General features: G+C 42.2%; 24 protein-coding genes. 9 read left to right on the top strand and 15 right to left on the bottom strand.

Going from position 1 to position 22,672, the window contains the following annotated elements; genetic code table 11:
- Positions 1 to 331: 331 nt before the first annotated feature.
- Together H5164_RS19010 and H5164_RS19005 are read left to right on the top strand one after the other, a co-directional pair.
- Entirely contained in the window at positions 332 to 877 is a 546-nt protein-coding gene (locus H5164_RS19010) for a gamma carbonic anhydrase family protein (protein ID WP_124016537.1), read from the top strand.
- 284 nt (positions 878 to 1,161) lie between these two features.
- Positions 1,162 to 2,418: a sensor domain-containing diguanylate cyclase gene (locus H5164_RS19005; RefSeq protein WP_310736208.1), complete on the top strand. Its 1,257-nt coding sequence runs from the start codon at positions 1,162 to 1,164 to the stop codon at positions 2,416 to 2,418.
- A 5-nt stretch (positions 2,419 to 2,423) separates the two neighbouring features.
- Here H5164_RS19005 and H5164_RS19000 read toward each other — a convergent pair whose 3' ends face one another.
- From H5164_RS19000 to H5164_RS18985, 4 genes are read right to left on the bottom strand one after another with little or no spacing between them, the layout of a single operon-like run.
- Positions 2,424 to 2,684 (bottom strand): DUF1488 domain-containing protein, encoded by a 261-nt coding sequence (locus tag H5164_RS19000; RefSeq protein WP_182698809.1) that lies wholly within the window; start codon positions 2,682 to 2,684, stop codon positions 2,424 to 2,426.
- Positions 2,684 to 3,517, bottom strand: coding sequence for a shikimate dehydrogenase (gene aroE, locus H5164_RS18995; protein ID WP_182698810.1), 834 nt, complete (start codon positions 3,515 to 3,517; stop codon positions 2,684 to 2,686). The genes H5164_RS19000 and aroE overlap by 1 nt, the downstream gene beginning before the upstream one ends.
- A gap of 56 nt (positions 3,518 to 3,573) precedes the next feature.
- A complete protein-coding gene (locus H5164_RS18990) occupies positions 3,574 to 4,833 on the bottom strand; it encodes an amidohydrolase family protein (RefSeq protein ID WP_182757326.1) in 1,260 nt (419 codons plus the stop codon).
- Between the two features lie 11 nt (positions 4,834 to 4,844).
- Positions 4,845 to 6,224, bottom strand: a complete 1,380-nt coding sequence (locus H5164_RS18985) for an amidohydrolase (protein ID WP_182757325.1) — start codon at positions 6,222 to 6,224, stop codon at positions 4,845 to 4,847.
- A 158-nt stretch (positions 6,225 to 6,382) separates the two neighbouring features.
- Here H5164_RS18985 and H5164_RS18980 point away from each other — a divergent pair, with 158 nt between their 5' ends.
- Positions 6,383 to 6,817: a group II truncated hemoglobin gene (locus H5164_RS18980; RefSeq protein ID WP_182757324.1), complete on the top strand. Its 435-nt coding sequence runs from the start codon at positions 6,383 to 6,385 to the stop codon at positions 6,815 to 6,817.
- 24 nt (positions 6,818 to 6,841) lie between these two features.
- Here the strand turns inward: H5164_RS18980 and hemF are convergent, their stop codons facing one another.
- The 6 genes from hemF to H5164_RS18950 form a co-directional block, all read right to left on the bottom strand.
- A complete protein-coding gene (gene hemF / locus H5164_RS18975) occupies positions 6,842 to 7,774 on the bottom strand; it encodes an oxygen-dependent coproporphyrinogen oxidase (protein WP_182757323.1) in 933 nt (310 codons plus the stop codon).
- Between the two features lie 4 nt (positions 7,775 to 7,778).
- Positions 7,779 to 8,345, bottom strand: coding sequence for an L-threonylcarbamoyladenylate synthase (locus H5164_RS18970; RefSeq protein ID WP_182757322.1), 567 nt, complete (start codon positions 8,343 to 8,345; stop codon positions 7,779 to 7,781).
- A gap of 39 nt (positions 8,346 to 8,384) precedes the next feature.
- Positions 8,385 to 8,948 (bottom strand): type I DNA topoisomerase, encoded by a 564-nt coding sequence (locus tag H5164_RS18965; protein ID WP_182698815.1) that lies wholly within the window; start codon positions 8,946 to 8,948, stop codon positions 8,385 to 8,387.
- A 59-nt stretch (positions 8,949 to 9,007) separates the two neighbouring features.
- Entirely contained in the window at positions 9,008 to 9,481 is a 474-nt protein-coding gene (locus tag H5164_RS18960; protein WP_124016546.1) for a DUF494 family protein, read from the bottom strand.
- Between the two features lie 2 nt (positions 9,482 to 9,483).
- A complete protein-coding gene (dprA, locus tag H5164_RS18955; protein WP_182742796.1) occupies positions 9,484 to 10,500 on the bottom strand; it encodes a DNA-processing protein DprA in 1,017 nt (338 codons plus the stop codon).
- An 83-nt stretch (positions 10,501 to 10,583) separates the two neighbouring features.
- Entirely contained in the window at positions 10,584 to 11,690 is a 1,107-nt protein-coding gene (locus tag H5164_RS18950; protein ID WP_124016547.1) for a LysM peptidoglycan-binding domain-containing protein, read from the bottom strand.
- Positions 11,691 to 11,816: 126 nt separating this feature from the next.
- Between H5164_RS18950 and def the strand changes: the two genes are divergently transcribed.
- From def to H5164_RS18925, 5 genes are read left to right on the top strand one after another with little or no spacing between them, the layout of a single operon-like run.
- The gene (def, locus tag H5164_RS18945; protein ID WP_220487684.1) at positions 11,817 to 12,329 is read left to right on the top strand and encodes a peptide deformylase; all 513 of its coding nucleotides are present in this window, start codon (positions 11,817 to 11,819) and stop codon (positions 12,327 to 12,329) included.
- Between the two features lie 8 nt (positions 12,330 to 12,337).
- Positions 12,338 to 13,294, top strand: coding sequence for a methionyl-tRNA formyltransferase (gene fmt / locus H5164_RS18940; protein WP_182757321.1), 957 nt, complete (start codon positions 12,338 to 12,340; stop codon positions 13,292 to 13,294).
- A gap of 1 nt (position 13,295) precedes the next feature.
- Positions 13,296 to 14,579, top strand: coding sequence for a 16S rRNA (cytosine(967)-C(5))-methyltransferase RsmB (gene rsmB / locus H5164_RS18935; protein ID WP_124016550.1), 1,284 nt, complete (start codon positions 13,296 to 13,298; stop codon positions 14,577 to 14,579).
- Positions 14,580 to 14,595: 16 nt separating this feature from the next.
- Positions 14,596 to 16,005: a Trk system potassium transporter TrkA gene (gene trkA / locus H5164_RS18930; protein WP_124016551.1), complete on the top strand. Its 1,410-nt coding sequence runs from the start codon at positions 14,596 to 14,598 to the stop codon at positions 16,003 to 16,005.
- Positions 16,006 to 16,010: 5 nt separating this feature from the next.
- Positions 16,011 to 17,453 carry a TrkH family potassium uptake protein gene (locus tag H5164_RS18925; protein ID WP_182698819.1) on the top strand — a complete coding sequence of 481 codons (1,443 nt, stop codon included), beginning with the start codon at positions 16,011 to 16,013 and terminating at the stop codon, positions 17,451 to 17,453.
- Between the two features lie 5 nt (positions 17,454 to 17,458).
- On the opposite strand, the gene hemG (H5164_RS18920) is transcribed toward H5164_RS18925, so the two are convergent.
- On the bottom strand, positions 17,459 to 18,010 hold the full coding sequence (gene hemG, locus H5164_RS18920) for a menaquinone-dependent protoporphyrinogen IX dehydrogenase (RefSeq protein WP_124016553.1): 552 nt from the start codon (positions 18,008 to 18,010) through the stop codon (positions 17,459 to 17,461).
- A gap of 198 nt (positions 18,011 to 18,208) precedes the next feature.
- Here hemG (H5164_RS18920) and H5164_RS18915 point away from each other — a divergent pair, with 198 nt between their 5' ends.
- Complete coding sequence (locus H5164_RS18915; protein ID WP_124016554.1) at positions 18,209 to 18,514, top strand: metalloregulator ArsR/SmtB family transcription factor; 306 nt, start codon at positions 18,209 to 18,211, stop codon at positions 18,512 to 18,514.
- A gap of 104 nt (positions 18,515 to 18,618) precedes the next feature.
- Here H5164_RS18915 and hemG (H5164_RS18910) read toward each other — a convergent pair whose 3' ends face one another.
- The 4 genes from hemG (H5164_RS18910) to pepQ form a co-directional block, all read right to left on the bottom strand.
- Positions 18,619 to 19,149: a menaquinone-dependent protoporphyrinogen IX dehydrogenase gene (gene hemG / locus H5164_RS18910; protein ID WP_182698820.1), complete on the bottom strand. Its 531-nt coding sequence runs from the start codon at positions 19,147 to 19,149 to the stop codon at positions 18,619 to 18,621.
- Entirely contained in the window at positions 19,149 to 20,606 is a 1,458-nt protein-coding gene (locus H5164_RS18905; protein WP_124016556.1) for a TrkH family potassium uptake protein, read from the bottom strand. The genes hemG (H5164_RS18910) and H5164_RS18905 overlap by 1 nt, the downstream gene beginning before the upstream one ends.
- A gap of 72 nt (positions 20,607 to 20,678) precedes the next feature.
- Positions 20,679 to 21,293, bottom strand: a complete 615-nt coding sequence (locus H5164_RS18900; RefSeq protein ID WP_182757320.1) for a YigZ family protein — start codon at positions 21,291 to 21,293, stop codon at positions 20,679 to 20,681.
- Positions 21,286 to 22,605, bottom strand: coding sequence for a Xaa-Pro dipeptidase (pepQ, locus tag H5164_RS18895; protein ID WP_182698822.1), 1,320 nt, complete (start codon positions 22,603 to 22,605; stop codon positions 21,286 to 21,288). The genes H5164_RS18900 and pepQ overlap by 8 nt, the downstream gene beginning before the upstream one ends.
- Positions 22,606 to 22,672 lie beyond the last annotated feature (67 nt).

The following is a 22,672-nucleotide window of genomic DNA, read 5'->3' as shown; positions in this document are numbered from 1 at the left end:
CGTGATGTCGATTTTTCAGACATCGCCGTAAGACGCTAGGTCGTTGGCTTGGGGTGCGTATTCTACGCTTTCCCGTGTCGGCGTCAAGTGTTTTTTCAAACTTTCTTTTCGCCTTGAATCCAGTGATATGAACCACTTAACTCAACCCAACTCGGTAACCGCTTTCGCTGTCTGCCGTGTCAGTGGATGCGCATTATAGGCAGCTTAAGATTTTGTGCAAGGCCTTTTTTGAGGTTATTTGTTATTTTTGGCTTGTTTGCGGATAATTTAGCCTGACCAGCTAGTTTTTAAGCATTATACTGTCATAAACCATGAATATATAAGGATTGTTATGTCTACTAATGTAAGAACTTACCAAGGAATTCACCCCAATTTGGCTGATAACGTCTATGTTGATGAGTCTGCGGTACTTGTGGGCGATATAAAACTAGACCATGACGCAAGTGTTTGGCCATTAGTTGCCGCCCGTGGTGATGTGAATAAAATCCGCATTGGTAAACGCAGTAATGTTCAAGATGGGAGTATATTGCATGTCACGCGTAAATCGCCTTCTAATCCTGAAGGAAATCCCTTGATTATCGGTGACGATGTGACTATTGGTCATAAGGCAATGTTGCATGGCTGCAAGATTGGTCATCGTGTATTAATAGGAATGGGTGCGATCTTACTTGATGGGGCCATAGTAGAAGATGACGTGATTGTTGGAGCGGGTTCATTAGTACCACCCAATAAAGTTTTGCAGAGTGGTTATTTGTATGTTGGCAGTCCTTGTAAACAAGTCCGTCCTTTAACTGACGCAGAACGTGCCTTCTTGCCAATATCTGCAGATAACTATGTTCGTTTAAAAAATGAATACTTAGTGGATTTACAGCAATAGAGAAACCCATGTAAGCGATATAGATCTGTATGAAGTTGGTCTATATCGTTTTAAGTTTTGTCTAAATGAGTTATTCAACACATTTATATTATTGGCTTAACCACTATAGTGATGAACAAGATAGAGAGTTATTAACACATACAGTATGATTTATACTGCCATTATCGTACTAATGCTGATCACTAGGGTTAAATTAGTAGAGGCGACAACTTAACTTAATATAAAACTGACACGATGTTTAATCGTTAAGTCGTTTTAGCTATTTATAACCCAGGATGTTTGAAGTGAATACCAGAGGTCAGATTAATAATAAACACATCGCCTATGTCGATTTTACCAGTCACCTTCTGTTGCTTGCAGTACCTTTATCGCTATTTATTATTATATTCACATTCGCCATACCTAATAATTCGTTCTTTTATCTATCTCTATTCCTTGTTTGTGCTGTTTACACACTGAGTTATTGCATCGCTTATTACATTCATAAACAGAATATTTTGCGGCTTTGGCAGCATTTAGAGCAAGTTATCCATATTAACGACACTACTTATGAGTTAGTTAATTTATCGAGCCAATACAATTCTGAAAATGCCTTCTTAGACGCCCTACTACAAAAAGCGGTTATTGCTATAGATGATGCCGAAATGGGCAGTATGATTTTGGTTGATAAGAACACCAGTAGATTACAATTTGAATCGGTTGTGGGTTTAGATTTAGAGGCTTTGCGAAAAATAAATTTTACTTTAGAGGAAACCTTTCAATTTCGAAGCACGAATGGGCGCTGTGATAAAGCCGTTGTGATTAACAATATGAAAAACATTAATGCTAAAAGTACTCTCACTAGCGATGATCAACATGCACTCTTACATGCTTCAACAAAGCCGATTTGCTCAACCTTATCGAGCCCTATACGCATTGACGGTAAACTTTATGGAATGATGAATTTAGACAGTAGCAAGATGGAAGCCTTTGGTGATTATGATATAAATCTGGTTAATATTCTTACATCAGAAGCAGCTAACGCAATTTCACTGTATCAGAAGTCTAAAAAAATCGAAATCATGGCAGATTATGATGGACTAACTGAGCTGTATAACCGGAAGAAATTTGATAGCGCGATTTTACAATGGCAACATGAGCCAGACTTAGCCAGCTACATTATTATTTTAGATATGGATAATTTAAAGCCGCTAAATGACCAACATGGACATCAGGCGGGTGACAATGCATTAAAAGCCTTTGCGCAATCATTAAAAAAGCTATGGCACTCTGAATTTTTGCTTGCTCGTTATGGTGGCGATGAATTTGTTGCATTATGCCGTGGCCCTATAGAAACCATCGAAAAACAAATCAGCCAACTGCAACAAGACTTAGCGGCTTTATCGCCGGGAATTCACTTTAGTTTCGGGATTGCGCACTATGTTCAAGATTGGGCAAGCGCCTTTAAGCAGGCGGATAACAATATGTACATCCAGAAAGGTCTCAAAAAAAGGCCGGCTGCGGAAGGTTGCGCAACTAACAAGATAAATCATACTCATTAGGCACATCAACACACCACTATAATCTCACCGCTGTCGTTAAAAGCTTCTTGTTCAATAAGACTTTCCGCTTTGTCTTCTAAATCAAAACGGCATTGCTCAAATAAACCGGCAGCATTATGTTGACTTACGTCTTGATGATCACAGAGCTTGCTGATAATACCGAAGCTAGCAAAACAGTTAATATTCATGCCCTGCAGCTGCGCAATGAACCTTACTTGATTCGTTTCAATAAACAGCTGATCGGAAAAAATTACGCTTTGATTCATTAATCCGCTACCTTTTGCATCATTGATTCTCGTAGTTGTCGCATAACTGAAGCAGTTTCTGGAACGACACCACGCCATAGGCTAAAACTCTTTGCAGCTTGGCCGACTAACATACCTAAACCATCAGCAGTTTTATGGGCATGTAGATCTTGAGCCCACTGATTAAATACAGTGGTTTGGCGGCTGTAAGTCATGTCATAACAATCAGTAGTTTCATCAACAATAACACTCGGAAGAGCAATTAACTGCCCCGATAAACCGGCTGAAGTTGAATTAATCACTAAATCAAATGGAGATTTCAGGTCATCGATGGGTTTAGCAAAAAAATTACCGTATTCATTAAATAAACTTTGAAGCTGCACTGCTTTTTCGTGGGTCCGGTTACAAATAACTAGCTGAGCCACATTGTGCTGTAAAATAGGCAAAATGCAGCCTCTTGCCGCGCCACCAGCACCCACCAGTAACACTCGTTTACCTTTTAAGGAGCCAAACAGCATTTCGAGGTCATTAACCAAACCAATGCCGTCAGTATTATCACCACCAATTCTGCCATCGGGCAAATTAAACAAGGTATTGACTGCCCCAGCGAGTTTAGCCATCTCACTGAGCTCATCGCACATGGCAAACGCCTGCTCTTTAAAAGGCGCAGTAACATTGGCACCTTTACCACCATCGGCAAAGAATGCCGTTAACCAAGAGTCAAATTGATCTACCGGTGCGAGAATAGCTTCATAGCTTAAGTCTTGCTGAGTTTGCTTGGCAAACTCAGTATGTATAAATGGTGACTTACTTTGTGCTATTGGGTTACCAAATACAGCATACTTATCTGTCATTCGCTTTGTCTCTTCATTAACGATTTAGGGAAACGTCCCACGTAAATCGTGAGATGCTATCGGCTATAGGCTTCAGGCATTGCCGTTTTTTGTAAATAGCGATCACGGAGCTTGTCTTGACGACTGTCTGTGCTTTGCTCCTCTCCTGCAATCCACATCTTTTGCACCTTACTGCTAAACTCGAACGGATCGCCGCTCCATAACACTAAATCTGCAGACTTGCCGACCGCAATCCGCCCAGAGTCTAAATGAAAAATATCAGCCACATTTGCCGTCACAGCAGCAAGGGCATCATCATAATTCATCCCGTTAGCAACCGCATTACCAGCACTAAAACGTAGTGCGTAAATACCATGACTATCACCCGGTAATGCAATGGCTACTTTGACACCCGCGTTTGCCAGTTTACCTGCATTTTCGAGAGAATTATGCAATGCATCGAAACTTTCTGGTAAGTTACGCATGCTATCAATAACCACGGGAATGTTGGCTTGCGCTAGCTTATCAGCCACTAATACAGCATCTGCAGCATTGACCAGGATAAGATCTATGCCTAAGTCTTGTTTAAGTTTAATTAAATGCAAAATATCGCTGGCACGGTCGACGTCGATAATTAATGGTTTTTCACCCGCGAGTACCGCGTGAATAATCTCATCTTCACGACTTGGCACTTCGCTATCATCTTCAGCAGTTTTTTTCGTTTTACTCTTTTTGGCTTGCGCTTTTTTAGCATCTTCAAGTTTATGGATCAATTGCTGCATTCCTGCTGCACGAGAGCCTTCTTCTTTAGCACCTAATGCAACAACTAATCCGGTGTTAGCGGCCAGTATACTGTCCCAATCACCACTTAAGTCTACGGTAAATGTTTGTCCTGCAAAAATGCCTTCGCCACCGCCTGATGACACTACATTACGAGTTATCCCGCCTTTGCGAGCAAATGGCACTGTAGATGCCTTGGGGTTGTAAGCTAAACTAGGATCGAAAACAACATCAGCTTCTTTTTCGTAAGCATCACGTGAAGATGCTACCGCACCAATTTCCACTAAGCCCAAATCATTCATGCTAGCAATAAAACCAGGTGTTAAAATTGCACCCTTGGCATCGATAATGGTGTCCGCAGTCGGTAATAGAGGATTAATAGCCACAATTTTACCGTCTTCAATCACAACCGAAGCATCTTTTAATACACCTTGTTCGGTGGCGGTATGAACGGTGGCATGAATAATGGCAATAGTTTCAGCCTTAACAGCGCTAGTCACTAAAGCAAGACTCATTGATAAACTCAAAGCAAGCGCAGATTTGTTAAATAATGTCATTGTCTTGCTCCTTATTCCTGACCTAACATAAAGTCACTTTGTGCCTGATAGGCAGGGTCTTGGCGGTCATACACTTTTGCACCATCAATAAATACCTGTTCAGCTTGAGCGTATACGCTAAACGGATTGGTATTCCATACAACCATATCTGCATTTTTACCCTTTTCGAGTGAACCAGTCTTATCGCTAATACCCAATGATTTTGCTGCGTTAGCAGTAATCCAGCCAATCACGTGCTCAGCTTTTAAGTTAAAGCCGTTAGCATTTGCGTTATGCATGATTTTCGCTGTTTCTTGATTAAGGCGCTGTATGGTTACGCCAGAGTCTGAATGCACGACAGCACAAGAGTTTTTAACCGCATCGACCATAGCAACATTTTCAAGCACCATGTCGTATGCTTCGAGTTTAAAGCCCCACCAATCAGGCCACATAGCAGCACAATTACCATTCTCAGCAAGTAAATCGGCAATTTTATAAGCTTCTACAGCATGATGGAATGTACCGGCGTGATAACCGAACTCCTTACCTAGGTCGATCATCATTGCCATTTCTTCAGCTTTGTAACAATGGTTGTGAATTAAAATATCACCTTCAAGCACACCTTTTAGAGTGTCTTTCATTAAGTCGCGCTCTGGTGCTACAGGGTTCTTACCTGCGGCATAGTCAGCATCATATTTATCCCAAGCACGTTTGTATTCTGTTGCTTGAATAAACGCTGTACGGTACCCCGCCATATTACCCATACGAGTCATAGGTAATTCGTTACGGCTACCATACAAAGATTTAGGATTTTCACCACAGGCCATTTTCAATCCATAAGGCGCAGCTGGGAACTTCATCGCTTGCATGGTTGTCGCGGGAACATTTTTGAGTGTCACCCCACGGCCCCCAATTAGGTTAGCCGAACCCGGTAAAATTTGTAGCGTAGTGATACCACCTTCTCGGGCACGATTAAACCCAGGGTCTTGTGGCCAAACACTATGTTCAGCCCATACCTCAGCGGTTACTGGGTTGGTCATTTCGTTGCCATCATTGTGTGACTCAGCATTCGGGCTTGGATACACGCCTAAATGTGAATGGACATCAATAATACCTGGAGTAATCCACTTACCCTTAGCATCGATTACCACGGCACCTGCAGCGGATAGCTGTTGACCAACAGCACTAATTTTTCCGTCTTTTATCAATACATCAGCATTATCAATACGCTCACCAGTACCGGTTAATACAATGGCATTTTTAAGCAGTGTGGTTGAATTAGGCAATATTTGATAAGTACTAGGATACGGATTGGTATTGATTGTGATTTTAGGGTCTTGTTGTGCTGGGCTACAACCTACAATTACAGTTGATAGCGCTACAGCAACCAATGAAGGCATTACTTTTGCCATTTGGCTCTCCTTTTTATTTTTCACCCAATCTAACCAAGTTAACAGCTGAAATACAGCCTAATCGTTAAATAATTGGTATCAAAACGTTAACAAAAAAATAATCCATCGATGGTAATGATTTCGATATAATAACTTCGACACCCCTAATAACTGACAATATGAACTGGTTACGTAAATTATTCACTAAACCGAAAGCCGTTGATGACAGAGATACCACACAGTCAAATGCCTACGACCTTATTGGTGGCGACAAGGTGATCCGCGCGATTGCCCATGACTTTTATCAACAAATGCAAACACGTCCCGAAACTCAAGCGTTATTAGCGATGCATCGCTCGCCAATACAAGCGTCTGAACAAAAACTGTATGAGTTCTTAAGTGGTTGGTTGGGTGGTCCGCAACTGTATCAGCAAAAACATGGCCACCCGGCATTGCGAGCAAGGCACATGCCCTTCGCGATTGATGAATCGATGCGTGATCAGTGGTTAATTTGTATGCGTGCTGCGATCACCAACGCAATAAAAAAGCCTGAACATCAACAAGTGATTATTCAGGCTATTTCGACTTTAGCAGACAATATGCGTAACCGATGACTCATTAGTGCGACATGGCAAGTATTAAGTTTGGACTAACCAATCTTGAGGTTTTAGGTAGATGTCATACAGTTCTGCTTCTGGGCTACCTTGTTCAGGAGTAAATGCATATTCCCAACGCACCAATGGCGGCATCGACATTAAAATAGATTCAGTCCGACCGCCTGTTTGTAGACCAAATAAGGTGCCACGATCATAGACCAAGTTAAACTCAACATAGCGACCACGGCGATAAAGCTGGAACTGGCGTTCTTCATCGCCATATTCTAACTCTTTGTTGCGTTCGACTATCGGCGCATAAGCGTCAATAAAGCCATTGCCTACCGCTTGCATAAACTCAAAGCTTCGCTCAAAACCTGGTTCGTTAAGATCATCAAAAAACAATCCACCGACACCACGGGTTTCATTACGATGCGGTAAGAAGAAGTACTCATCACACCATTTTTTGTACTTTGGATAAACATCTTCACCAAATGGATCGCAAATATCTTTAGCCGTTTGATGCCAACTAACCACATCTTCTTTAAATGGATAGTAAGGGGTTAAATCAAACCCACCACCAAACCACCACACAGGATCAGCGCCCTCTTTACTGGCAATAAAAAAACGCACGTTAGCATGAGTCGTCGGTATATAAGGATTATTAGGGTGAATAACCAATGACACCCCCATAGCTTCAAAACTGCGGCCAGCTAACTCTGGACGATGAGCAGTGGCCGATGCGGGCATAGCCGCCCCCATCACATGGGAAAAGTTAACGCCGGCTTGCTCAAACACTTGGCCTTGAGTTAATACTCGGCTCGTGCCGCCACCACCTTCTTCACGTTCCCATGAATCGGCTTTGAAGCTGGCTTTACCATCGAGTTGCTCTAAACGCTGACAAATATTTTGCTGTAATGCTAACAAAAAGGATTTTACTTTTTGCACGTCGGGTACTTGAGAACGGTTGTTTGACATAGTATTAGCTTCCACTGCGAATAATTTTACCACTGCGGGCATCAATAATGGTTGATGGCTGACGCTGTTCGCCCAGCTTACCTAAAATCAATGCATCAATTTTATCACTAAAATCTGTGATGATATTTTGTGCATCGACGACCGGTTGCTCACCGGCTAAATTGGCACTTGTCGATACTAAGGGCTTATTAAGGGTGTTACATAACTCTCGCACTACAGGATGTGCTGATATGCGCACAGCTATCGAATCAAATTCACCGCAGAGTAATTTAGATACATGCGGTTTTATTGGCATCACAAAAGTGAAGGGCCCAGGCCACTTTGATTGGGCAAACTGCAACTGCTGCTCCGTTAGCTGAGTCAAATCAAGATAAGGTAGAAGTTGCTCAAATGAACTGGCGACCAAGATTAAGCCTTTCTGCCAAGGACGTTGCTTTACGGCCAATAACTTTTCGATAGCACTGTCGTTATCAGGATCACAGCCTAAACCAAATACCGCTTCAGTAGGATAAGCAATAACTCCACCTTGATTGATAACGGAGACGACAGCAGCTGGCTGCAATTGCAACATGGAATTTCCTCGCATCATTTTAATGGTGTAAGCGAAAAACTATAAAGCTCGCTTATATTTACAGGATTTTTGCGGACATTCAACTCGACTACCCGCAGCACCTTTACGTTCAACTAAAATCCCGAAGCCACAATCAGGACAAGCTTCATTGTAGGGAGGATAGTTTACGATAAACTTACATTTTGGATAGGCACTGCAAGCAAAAAAAGTCTTACCATAACGACTCGTACGAGATTCAAGGTGACCTTTAGCACACAGAGGACAAGTCAATTTTTCGGCTTGATGAGAATGATCGTGCTTCTCAATATGAGTACATTCAGGGTAGTGAGTGCAACCGATAAAAATACCAAACCGACCAGATTTAACCGCAAGCTCATGACCACACTGCGGACACTGCGACCCACTAATAACTTGAGTCTCTAACGACTCATGTTGCACTAATGGGCGAGTATAATCACAACTGGGATAATTATTACAGCCGACAAAACTGCCATGCTTACTGTGTTTAACCGACAGTTCAGATCCACAAACAGGACAAAGTTCAAACTCTTTCTCCAGTGCATGCTCGTGGGCAGTAAACAACTGCTGATCAATTTTCGACATCGTGCTCTCAATGAATGATATTGTGAAGATCTAAAAAAGGAGGCTAAGCCTCCTTTGTGTTATGAGTGTAAGCGCCCTTCTGGCTGCTCAAAGATTAAATCTTCCATTTGCTCGTAGGCGGACTCATTTCCAGGCACATTAAATAGTACCATTAATACTACCCATTTGAGATCTTCTAACACTAAAGCGGTTTCGTCTAACTCCATGACACGGTCAATAACCATTTCACGAGTTTCAACACTGAGTACTTGGATCTGCTCTAAAAACAGTAAAAAACCACGACACTCAACATCTAACTTGTCCATTTCCGCTTTAGTATAAATACGGAATGAATGTTGGGCGTGATTACACAAGTACGGTTTATCACTCTCTTGAAGATCGGCAAGGTGCTCTAACCAAGAAAGTGCTTTTATAATATCAACTTGATGAAACCCTGCACGGGTTAACTCTTTCGTGAGTTCATCTTCATCAACTAATAGCTCAATTTCACTATGAACGTAATTTTCAAATAAATACATGAGGATATCGAACATGGCTAACTCCTCTTTAGTCTGACGTAACCACCGGGCACTGCTGCAACCCACCCTTGTAACTCAAGTTCAAGCATTTGTATTAACACCAGATCTATTGGTTTTCCACTATCCTCAACCACGGCATCGACTGCAGTTGTTTCATAACCTACACTAGCTAACAGCGGATGAAATGGCAAATCACAAATAGCATTATCCTGTATATGGTGCCGTAGATGCAATTGTTCAAGGTGATAATCGGATAAACAGCTTAATTCTTCTATTATATCGGCAGCAGACTCGACAAGTTTTGCCCCATTTTTAATTAAATCATGACAACCTTGGCTATAGCCGCCTAATACTGATCCTGGCACAGCAAACACTTCACGATTTTGTTCCATTGCCAGCCGAGCACTAATTAACGAACCACTTTTACGACTAGCCTCCACCACAACAGTGCCCAAGCTTAAACCACTAACAATACGATTACGCCGAGGAAAATTCCCCGCAAAGGGCCCTATATCAGGCCAATATTCACTGATAACACAACCAGTATTGATAATGTCTTGATACAAATTTAGATGACGCTTTGGGTATATGCACTCTACCCCACAACCCAGTACAGCCATGGTCGTTCCATTAACCGCTAAAGTCGCTTTATGAGCAGCACCATCAATACCCGTCGCCATACCACTGGTAATGGCAAACCCTTGGCTCGCTAAATGACGAGCCAGATCTGCGGCCATATCTAATCCACCCCGGGAGGCATTTCGACTACCAACAATAGCGACACTAGGTAATACCAGCGATTCTATTGACCCTTTAACAAATAATACCTGTGGAGGATCGCTAATTTGTGCAAGCAATGGAGGGTAAAGCGGATCAGAGAGGGTCACAATATAGTGATTAGGCTGCGAATCAAGCCAGGTTAAAGCTTGTTCTACCTTGTTAAAGTCAATATGGCATTTAGCCAACAAGCTTGCTGGTAGCGGCAAAGCCTGTGGTTCAAATTCAAGACGTTGGCGAATTTCTTCAACGTCCATTTGAGTTAATAATTGTTGAACCCGAGCCGGTCCTAGCCCAGATACTGCACAAACAACTAACCAGTCAACCAACTTATCTGAAATTATTCACCTTTTATGGTCAGTGGGTCGGGTTTCATCAGTTTATCGCCAACACGAACAGGACGATCATTAAACATAATCAAGCCTAAGCTAGTCTTATCAAAAACTTTAAAAATCATCAAATTACCATGAAAAACATCCGGCATTTTATACTCAATATCGTCTGAGAAATTCGCCAATAATTTATCGTAAGAAGAGCGGTCAATGGGGCGAACAGGATTGCCATCATTATCAATAATAATGTTTTCGCCATCACGATACATTGAAAAAACATGCCCAGTCTCAACGCCATCATCGGCGCCACGATCAAGGTAAACGACATCTAACTTACCGGCTTCACGGATGTTACCTATAGTACCGATAATTGAAGTTGCAACATTTAAGTCCGCCGCCTTCGGAATGAAATAAGCCGACATTAACGCTTCATCTTCCACTGGCGCAACATGATAGCCACCTTTAGTCTCGCGTAAACTGCTGAGTAATTTAACTTTTGAAACTGCGCCAGACTCAATGACCCGCCCGCTAGAAGCCAAAATAATTTCTTGGCCTAATAATTCACCGCTATCAGCAGCAAAAAACTCACGACCCGTTTGGTACATTGCAACCTTTAGGCCTTGCTCCAGCTGCGCGTTAACATAAACAATATCATCCACCACATGATGAATTGATGGGCTTTCACCGCTCATTACAATTGGTAATCCTGATAACCAAGTCGGATCTACCACTCTATTTTGTACCAAATAAGGTTTAATTAATGCCAGATCAACCGCCGGGATCGGGCCATCCTTAGACTCTACACGGCCTTCAGGACTTTTTTTAACATGTTGCTTAACCACTAAACGAGGCTGACCATCGATAAAGACTAATGTCAGTCTATCGCCTGGATAAATAAGATGTGGGTTGGCAATTTGCGGATTAACTCCCCACAATTTAGGCCAACGCCAAGGATCATTTAAAAAATATCCGGAGATATCCCACAATGTATCGCCTTTTTTAACGACATACGTGTCAGGATGCCCCGCCTTTAAAGTTAATGTATCAGCGTGGGCCACAAAAATATTTAATGATAAAAAAGCAAGTAAAAGTAAGCGTTTCATGGTGCGGTCCATGTTGTTTAGCTCTTTATTAGAGCTTTTTACTGTTATTGAAAGGCGGTAAGGATTAAAATTACCCTTATCGCAATAGCCAGTATAGCTAACTGGCTGAAATTTGACAGACTTGTTAAGAGTTTATATATGCCATTACTTAATGTTTTACGCTTTCCAGATGAACGTTTACGCACTATTGCTCAGCCTGTAACGGATTTCGGTCCAGAGCTACAGACACAAATAGATAACATGCTAGAAACAATGTACCAAGAAAAAGGAATTGGTCTGGCAGCAACTCAAGTAGATTTTCATCAGCAACTGATTGTGATGGATCTACAAGATGATGTTGAACGACCCACAATTTTTATTAATCCACAAATTGTCGCGAGCAGCGGTGACTTGGCCAATGAAGAAGGTTGCTTATCGGTACCGGGGATTTACGCTAAAGTTGATCGCGCCGAGTTTGTCACCTTAAAAGCACTAGATCGTCACGGTAAAGAGTTTACCGTTGAAGCTGATGAGTTGTTTGCTATTTGTATTCAACATGAAATGGATCACTTAAAAGGTAAGTTATTTGTCGATTATTTATCGCCATTGAAACGCCAACGCATTAAAACTAAGCTTGAAAAAGAAGCTCGTTTAGATGCTAGAGAAGCATAGGAATAAATTTGAAACCGTTAAAAATTATCTTTGCCGGTACTCCGGATTTCGCGGCTGGCCATTTACAGGCACTCATAGACTCAGAATATGAGGTGATTGCAGCTTATACCCAACCCGACAGACCTGCTGGGCGAGGTAAGAAACTCACAGCAAGCCCAGTAAAAGATTTGGCGTTAAAAAATGGAATCGCCGTATTCCAACCCAGCTCATTGCGAAATGAAGAGGCGCAAGCAGAATTAGCCAGCCTTAACGCAGATATCATGGTGGTGGTTGCTTACGGATTGATTTTACCAAAGATAGTACTTGATACCCCGCGCTTAGGCTGTATCAATGTTCACGGTTCAATTTTACCGCGCTGGCGCGGAGCGGCACCAATCCAACGGGCATTATGGGCTGGTGATACACAAACCGGTGTCACCATTATGCAGATGGATATTGGCCTAGACACTGGTGATATGCTGCTCAAAACGCATTTACCGATCGAAGATACCGATACCTCAGCCAGCCTTTATGAAAAACTCGCCGAGCAAGGGCCAAAAGCCTTAGTACAGGCACTGTTTGGATTAAGTGAAGGTAGCCTAAAAGCAGAAAAACAAGATGAAACATTGGCTAACTATGCTGAAAAGTTGTCAAAAGAAGAAGCGCGTCTTGATTGGCACAAAAGTGCTAAGCAATTATGGCAAGAAATTCGTGCATTTAATCCTTGGCCAGTAAGCTACTTTGATCATCAACAAAGTAGCATAAAAGTGTGGCAGGCAGATTACAGTCCAGAACTCTGCTCACAAGCGCCAGGGACCATTATAGCCGCGACCAAACAAGGTATTGAAGTCGCCACGGCAGATGGTAAGTTAATCATTAAAACCATGCAGCTGCCTAATAAAAAGCCGCTTGATGTGGCCGATATTCTCAATGCTCGTGGTGATTGGTTTACTGCTGGTATATGTATAAACCAAGAGGCCAACTAGCATGAATGTGCGCGCATTAGCAGCCAAAACGATTTATGAAGTACTTGAAAAAGGTATCTCATTATCGGTCGCACTACCCGATCAGCAACAACACCTCGACAATGGCAAAGACAAAGCCTTACTGGCAGAATTATGTTATGGCGTAATGCGCCAATTACCCCAGTTAGATAAATGTGTAAGTGACTGTTTGGCAAAGCCCTTTAAAGGTAAACAACGTATATTGCATCAATTGTTGATTGTCGGTTGTTACCAGCTTTACTTTACTCGTATACCGGCACATGCGGCGATTTCTGAAACGGCAGAAGCCTGCAGACAGCTTCGTTTTGATGGTTTAGTAAAAGTAGTCAATGGTGTATTGCGGACCATTCAGCGTCAAGACGCCGAACTAAATACTGACTCAGACACCTTACGCTTTAACACTCCTGCTTGGTTTATTAAACGCTTACAACAAGCTTATCCTGACAAATGGCAACATATTATTGAGCAGAGCCACCAGCGTCCACCAATGTGGCTGCGCAATAATCAGCAGTTACAAACACGTGACACTTATTTAGCGGCATTAGCTCAATACGATATTCCAGCTCAAGCAGGCCCAAGCCAAGATGCTATATTGCTTGATGCTGCAAAAGATGTGGCTGCACTACCTGATTTTATGGAAGGTGCCGCATCAGTACAAGATGGCGCCGCACAGTGGGCAGCAACCTTACTGGCACCGAAAGCAGATGAACTTGTTTTAGATGCCTGCGCCGCACCAGGTGGCAAAAGTTGCCACTTGCTAGAGCTCGCTCCCAATATCAATTTAGTTGCAGTCGACTTTGATCAAAAACGCCTTGCTCGAGTACAACAAAATCTGGACAGGTTGCATTTAAAAGCGCAACTTATTCACGGCGATGCCGCGGATATCCCATCGTGGTGGCAAGGACAGCAATTTGATCGAATATTACTTGATGCACCTTGCTCTGCTACTGGGGTTATTCGTCGTCACCCAGACATAAAGTGGTTACGAAAAAATAGCGACATTGAAGAATTAGCGAATTTACAAAAACAGATATTAGATCATTGCTGGCAATGGCTTAAACCTGGTGGCACATTGTTGTATGCAACCTGCTCTATTTTACCGCAGGAAAATAGCCAACAAGTTGAACAATTCCTAGAACGAACAGCGGATGCGAGTCTAATACCGATAGAGCAACAAACTCAGCTCGATGACATCGGTTGGCAAATTTTGCCAGGACAAGACAATATGGACGGCTTTTATTACGCGCGCCTAGTTAAAGCAATTTAAGGATGTACCTCAAGCCATGAAAATTATTATTTTAGGGGCTGGGCAAGTTGGCGGCACACTCGCTGAGAACTTGGTCGGTGAAAATAACGACATCACACTCGTCGACAGTGATCGAGCTCGACTCAGACTGTTGCAAGATAAATTTGATTTACGTGTTGTTGTCGGTCATGGCGCCCATCCTAATATTTTAAAAGAGGCAGGCGCAGAAGACGCTGACATGCTCATTGCGGTGACTAACAGTGACGAATGCAACATGGCAGCCTGCCAAATCGCTTATAGCCTATTTGGCACCCCCACAAAGATTGCTCGTATTCGCTCAGAAGCGTATTTGGAACTACAAGATAAACTGTTTATTAACAGCGAAATTAAGAGTGGCGATGCTAAGCCTCGTGGCGGTTTTATTATAGATCAACTCATCGCCCCCGAGCAGTTAGTAACTACTTACATACAAAGATTAGTTGAGTATCCAGGCGCCCTTCAAGTACTTGAATTCGCAAAAGGAAAACTCAGTCTGGTGGCTGTTAAAGCCTATTATGGTGGTCCACTGGTGGGTAATGCACTTGCGACACTTCGCGAACATATGCCCAATATTGATACCCGGGTTGCCGCTATTTTTAGGCAAGGCCGTCCCATCATGCCGCGAGGCACCACGATTATTGAAGCCGATGATGAAGTCTTTTTCGTCGCCGATAGTCGCCATATTCGTGCCGTGATGAGTGAAATGCAAAAGCTGGATAATTCGTACCGCAATATCATGATTGCCGGTGGCGGTAATATTGGTTTTGGTCTGGCCCAAAAGCTACAACGTACTCATTCAGTTAAATTGATTGAGCACCGTCAAGAGCGTGCTGAGTTGCTGTCAGAAAAACTCGAAAAAACCACAGTGTTTTGTGGTGATGCTTCTGACCAAGAATTATTACTAGAAGAAAATATCGATCAAACTGATGTATTTATTGCGGTCACCAATGACGACGAAGCCAATATTATGTCGGCTTTACTCGCTAAACGTATGGGCGCTAAAAAAGTCATGGTGCTAATCCAACGTGAAGCCTATGTCGATATTGTCCAAGAAGCGAATATTGATATTGCGATATCGCCCCAGCAAGCGACAATTTCAGCGCTGTTAACTCATATTCGTCAAGGTGATATCTGTAATGTGTATTCGTTGCGCCGTGGCGCAGCAGAAGCCATTGAAGCGATTGCCCATGGAGACTCAAGTACATCAAAAGTGGTGGGGAAAAAGATTGGCGACATTAAATTACCACCGGGAACCACCATTGGTGCAATCGTCCGTAATGATGAAGTATTAATGGGCCACGATAAAACCGTGATTGAGCAGGGTGACCATGTCATCTTATTCTTAGTAAATAAGAAGTTCATTGGTGACGTCGAAAAACTATTCCAACCTAGTGCTTTTTTCTTTTAGTTATTATGTTTAACGCCAAACAAATCATTTTTATCCTCGGTATTTTCCTCTCAATACTAACCGGATTTATGTTCGTCCCCATGGCTTTTGCACTATTTTATGGTGAAGAGACTATTGGCGACTTTATGATATCCGGTTTATGTAGCGGATTTATCGCTATTTTGTGCATTCAAAATGGTCGAAACCATCATTTTAATCTCAATATCCGCGACATGTTCATGCTGACGAGTATTACTTGGTTTGTAGTGAGTTTATTTGCCGCACTGCCCTTCACTCTTTATCACGGTATCAATTATACCGACGCGTTCTTTGAGACAATGTCTGGCATTACCACTACAGGCTCGACAGTCATGTCGGGCTTAGACAGCATGGACCGTAGCATTCTAGTATGGCGTTCATTACTACAATGGTTAGGTGGCATTGGGTTTATTGTTATGGCAGTAGCAATTTTGCCGTTTCTCAATGTTGGGGGAATGCGCTTATTTAGAACGGAGTCATCTGACTGGAGCGACAAAACCATTCCTCGCACCCAGCATATGGCTAAACACTTGTTTCTTATTTATGTCGTCCTAACACTGCTGTGTACTGTGTCTTATCATATGGCTGGCATGAGTTGGTTTGATGCCATTAATCATGCCATGACAACATTATCAACTGGTGGATATTCAACATCAGATAGCTCAATGGCAGCCTTTTCGCATTCAGCACATTGGGTAGGTATTGTGTTTATGTTAGCGGGTGGATTACCGTTATTAATGTTTGTACAAACCATACAGCAACGCAGTGTTCGCTTATGGAACGATCAACAAGTCATAGGGTTTTTACGCTTTGTATTGCTAGTGTCGTTTTCACTCGCTTTTTGGCTATGGCGAGAACAAGATATAGCGTTTATCGATGCACTAAGATTAGCCAGTTTTAATGTCACTTCAGTGATTACCACCACAGGTTACGGCTTAACTGATTATCAATCATGGGGCGCTGTAGCCAGTGTAGTATTTTTATTTTTAATGTTTATTGGCAGTTGTTCCGGCTCGACATCTGGTGGGATAAAAATATTTCGTTTTCAAATCGCATTCTCCATTATGCGTCAACAAATTAAGCAACAATTCCACCCTAATGGTGTGTTTAAAGACAAATATAATGGCCATCGCATTAATGACGATATTGTCCGCTCAATCATGGCATTTTTTATGCTCATGGTTATCGTCATATTAATGCTTTCAATTACTTTAGTGCTCACAGGCTTAGACCCAATGACGAGCTTTACTGGCGCGATAACGGCTGTGACCAACGTAGGACCAGGCCTTGGGCCAATTATTGGCCCTGCAGGTAACTTTGCCCCACTGCCAGATGTCGCAAAATGGGCATTAGCAATAGGTATGTTATTAGGGCGCTTGGAAATACTCACTGTTGCGGTATTGTTTCACCCTAAATTTTGGCGTTTTTAGGTTCCTTAAGCAACCACTGCCGCAGCAGACGCTAAATGGCGAATGTGATCAGCATAGACTTTCACATCCTCCCAGTCGGTATAATCGATAATGGCACTGGGATCTGTAGGTCCATCGGTCATTTTCATAATAAGACGGATCATCAAGCTGTCATACCAAGGCCAGGATGGGTAATCGACTTTGCCGGCAATAATTTTGACATCTTGTGGTTTCCACGGCGATAAAGTTAAAAACTTCTGTAGGTATTTATTGTTCTCAGGGATACGTTTTTCAGGTTTGCGAGCCACCACATTAACGCAAAAAAAACTATTGGGAAGTTGCGATAAATGTTGCTGATTTATACGTACAAACTCAAATACCGATTTATGATAAGAGCCATAAAGTACACAAGCACCTAAGGCCACAGCTTGATATTTAGACCACTCAATTGGGATCTTATCGTTAAGATTCACCACATCACAATGATCGCCTTTAGATTGAATTTGCTCTGCAATTGCACGGCTAATGTGTGCGGTGTGGCCACCTCGAGAATAATACAACACTAAAATATTGGCCATTTTGCGGCTCTCATTACTGATTAATTTGCCTCAGTTTGGCAAGAAAAGCTTTTTAAAACCTCTGTAATGATCACAAATTAGAAATAGCTCATATATTTAATAGTTAAAATTGAGATCTCGATGATGCGGAAGTATGATGTTAAATAAACACGGCTGTATCCAGACTAGCTGGTCATTAAAAGTCATATAAGGACTCTCATGAAGCAAGATATCGATGTCGCAACAATGCTTAATAATGCAGAAACGGCAGCACAATGGCTCAAAGCCATTGCGAATCCTTACCGCTTAATGATTTTATGTTTACTGCTAGAAAATGAGTTAAGTGTTACAGAGTTAAATGAAACTGTCCCGCTGAGCCAATCTGCCTTGTCACAGCATTTGGCGGTACTGCGAACTCAAGATTTGGTCAACACACGTAAGAGTTCACAAGTCGTTTATTACACACTTAAGAATGAACAAGTTACCGAGGTTATTTCTATTCTACATCGACGCTACTGCGTTTAAAGACTGTGAGGTTTAACCGCTATCTAGTTTACACAACATAGGTATTTAAACCATATCGAGCGTTAATAGCGCGTGTCATTAGACACGCTATTAATGCTATGAGATTATTTTTGCGCTGCTATCTTTTTAGCATAATCATCCACTTTATCCCAATCAGTAAACTCGAACGTCCCCTTAGTATCAGTCGGCCCTTTGGTCATCCACATGATAAATCGAATCATAAATTTATCGAAGAAACGATAACGAGGATAATCAATTTTACCGGCAAACACCCCTAGCAGCTGAGGCTGCCAAGCGGATAAATCGAGAAACTTCACCATATATGGATTGGTCTCAGGGGTATTTTTCTCAGGTTTTCTTGCCACAACGTTTACGGTAAAAAAACTATTCAGTTTGGTATCAAGTATCGCCTTGTTTTGTGAGGCAAACTTGAACAACTCTGGTCTATGTTTACCGTAGCGAATACTGGCACCTATCACCACTTTATCAGCACAAGCTAATGCATCAGCACTCACCTGTGCCAGATTAACGAGATTAACTTGCTCACCTTGCTCAGTTAATCTTTGTTGAATTTTCTGACAAATGGCTAATGTCTGCCCGTCAACCGTTGAGTATAAAATAAGCGTGTTTAACATTAATTTTTCCAAAATGTTGGAGTGAATAGCACTAATAAGGTGAACACCTCTAAGCGACCGAATAGCATTGCCATGACCAGTACCCACTTTGCACCGTCTGAAATACTCGCATAATTTGATGCAACGTCACCTAAACCTGGGCCCAAGTTATTGATACTTGCAGCGGTTGCACTGAACGCAGTAATGGCGTCCATATCTAAAGCCATCAAAATCACCATACAGACGACAAAGACTAATGCATAAGCAGAAAAGAATCCCCACACAGCATCAATAATTCTATCCGGCAATGCAGTTGAACCAATTTTTATTGAATACAATGCTTTAGGATGCACTAAGCGCTTAAGCTCACGTGAACCTTGCAGAATAAGTAGAATGAATCGAATCACTTTTATGCCGCCACCTGTTGAGCCTGCACAACCACCAATAAAGCTGGAAAATATTAATAAAATAGGCAAAAACAACGGCCAGGAATGAAAACTTTCGGTACCAAAGCCAGCGGTTGTGGAAATAGAAACCACTTGAAAAAAGGCATAATCAAGGGTTTTCTCTGGCGTATCGTAAATACCAGACTGATACAAAGTGATAAAACAAATCGCAGTCAACACCAATTGAATCGCAATAATCACCCTAAACTCAGCATCTTTTAAATACACTTTAACGTTAATGCCACGGCGAGTGAATGCAGCGAAGTGTAAGCTAAAATTGACCGCCGCAATCAGCAAGAATATTGCACAAATCACATTGATCAACGGGCTTTGAAAGTAGCCCATGCTGGCATCATGAGTAGAAAAACCACCAATCGCAATGGTCGAAAACGAATGACAAATAGCATCAAAAGCATCCATACCCGCAAAGTAATATGCCAATGCGCAAGCAGAGGTAAGCATAAAGTATATGTACCACAATGCTTTAGCTGTTTCAGCAATACGCGGTGTCACTTTAGTGTCTTTTACTGGCCCCGGTACTTCTGCTTTATATAGCTGCATACCACCAATACCCAGCAAAGGTAGAATAGCGACGGCTAATACAATAATCCCCATACCGCCCATCCACTGCAGCAAATGACGATAAAACAATATTGACTTAGGCAAGTCATCTAAGCCAACAATAACGGTGGCTCCCGTGGTAGTTAACGCTGAAAACGATTCAAAAAAACTGTCGGTCCAACTTAAATCGGGGTTATTAGCAAAAATAAACGGCAGTGCACCTATCGACCCCAAAACGGTCCAGAACAACACCACAATCAAAAAACCTTCACGAGTTCGCAGCTCAGCTTTTTGATGACGATTGGGATACCATAATAAAAACCCTAAAAAAATACTGACAAAAAAAGCCTGAATAAAAGCAGTACCACCACCATCTTTGTACAAGATAGCCACTAATGCTGACGGCAGCATAGTGATTGAAAATAATCCCATCAGCAAACCGGTAATTCTAATAATTGTTTTATATTGCATTAAGGATTCTGTTTAGTTGTGCTGCGTCGGATTTAACAATTGAGTGACATTTTGGCATAAGTTAGTCATAGCTCAAACTGTAAACTTTACTTGTAGCTGGCCCTGAGTCAGAGTCGCTAGCGCTAAGTTAAACGCCTGATGATGTGATTTAGCCAACTCAAGGCGTATTTCAACCCGGTCAGTAAACACTTTATCGATTACTACGCCGTCGTGTTGAGCAACTAAATATTCAATATCAGTTAGTTGAGCATAATGACACACTAAGTTTGCCGGATACCTCAAATGCTTAACCTGAGTTTGTATTTGAGTTAACCCTTGCTTGATACCCGAAGTATAAGCTCGTACTAAACCACCAACGCCTAACTTAGTACCACCAAAATAACGCACAACAATGGCACCAAGCTCACCAATATTTGCGCCTTGTAAACACGCTAACATGGGCTTACCTGCACTACCTGACGGCTCGCCATCATCGCTAGCCCCCATATCAATGGTATTTTCAGGGCTACCAGCAACGAATGCATAACAATAGTGGTTGGCACCTGGATATTGCTGCTTTATGTCAGTAAGTACTAACTTCATATCGTTAGCATGCGGGCAATGAAATAACAAAGAGATAAAGCGGCTATGCTTTATCTCTTCTTCTATGACTAGGTTAGCTTGTGGTATTAGGTATGACTCAATCAACTAAACCAGACTCTCTTGTCATATTTTCAACTCGGTTATGATGCACAATCACGTTATCTTCGATGCGGATACCACCGAACGGTCGCAGCTCAGCAACGGTTTGCCAATTAATGGTTTGCTTGGCTGTTGTAGATAGTTGCTCAAGCAAAGTATCTATAATGTAAAGGCCCGGCTCAATGGTGAGCACTTGATTTGCAGCCAATACTCGAGTGCAACGTAAAAAGGGATGCGCTTCTGGCGCCGCGATATGGGTTCCACGTTCATCGTGGGCAAATCCGCCCATATCATGAACTTGTAACCCTAACATATGCCCTAGCCCATGTGGGAAAAAGGCACTAGTAACACCTTGAGCGACTAACTGTTCAGCTGTGCCATTAGCTATGCCAAAATCAATCAGTAACTGGCCTATATGATGGTGTGTCGCAACATGCAGATCGACGTATTTAACTCCTGGCTTCATTTGCCCAATAATGGCTAATTGCACTTTATCTAGGGCGGCAATTAATTCACAAAAACGATTTTTCTCAAATGCGTATGTTCGAGTGATATCGGCAGCATAACCATGGAAGTTAGCACCTGCATCAATCAAAAATGATAACCGCTGAGCCGGCTTAGCATGCTCTAAAGCGGTGTAATGTAAAATAGCCGCATTTTGATTTAACGCGACAATGTTGCCATAGGGCACTTCGTTTTCACTCTGGCCAATTTCAAGCAAATAGCATTGCTGGATCTCAAACTCGCTGGCACCATTATAAAAAGCATTTTTGGCAGCCAAATGCCCTTTTACTGCAATTTGGTTCGCTCGACGCATGCACTCAAGTTCATACTGAGTTTTATCAGCACGGTGGTAATGTAAGTAGTTCATTACCGCATCAGGATTACGCGCACTAAAACCTAATACATCAGCAACGTCTAAATGCTCACCGATATAAGCCCATGTTGTGAGGTTTTTAGGTAGATAGTCTGCGATACGATCTGGCTTGGTTAATAGCTGAATATCAAAATGTTCAGTCCAAAAAGCCTGCGGTACATCGTTAACCTTATGCCAAAAATCGACCGGACGATAAAAAACTAGCGTTGGCTTGTCTTGGCCATTGGCGATAACCCAACAATTAGCGGTATCTAAAATAGGTAACCAAGCTTTAAATTGCGGGTTAACTTTAAAGGGATAATTTAAGTCATCTAAAAACTGTCGGTGCGGTTGCCCTGAATGAATGACTAAACCCGAGATATTTTCACGCTGACAAATTTCAGCGACACGACGATTTAGTTCGTCGATGTGTGCATGGTATAGATGAGCTAACTGATCCATTGACTATCCCTTTTCATAAGTTTTAACTCAATCAGTCTATCACAAACATAAAAACTCCTCGCTAGAT

Origin of the sequence: Shewanella sp. SG41-3 (assembly GCF_014164545.1) — a bacterium.
In the GTDB taxonomy this organism is placed as follows: Bacteria; Pseudomonadota; Gammaproteobacteria; order Enterobacterales; family Shewanellaceae; genus Shewanella; species Shewanella vesiculosa.
The sequence above is the reverse complement of the archived record's forward strand: the minus strand, read 5'-3'. Positions and strand labels throughout refer to the sequence as shown.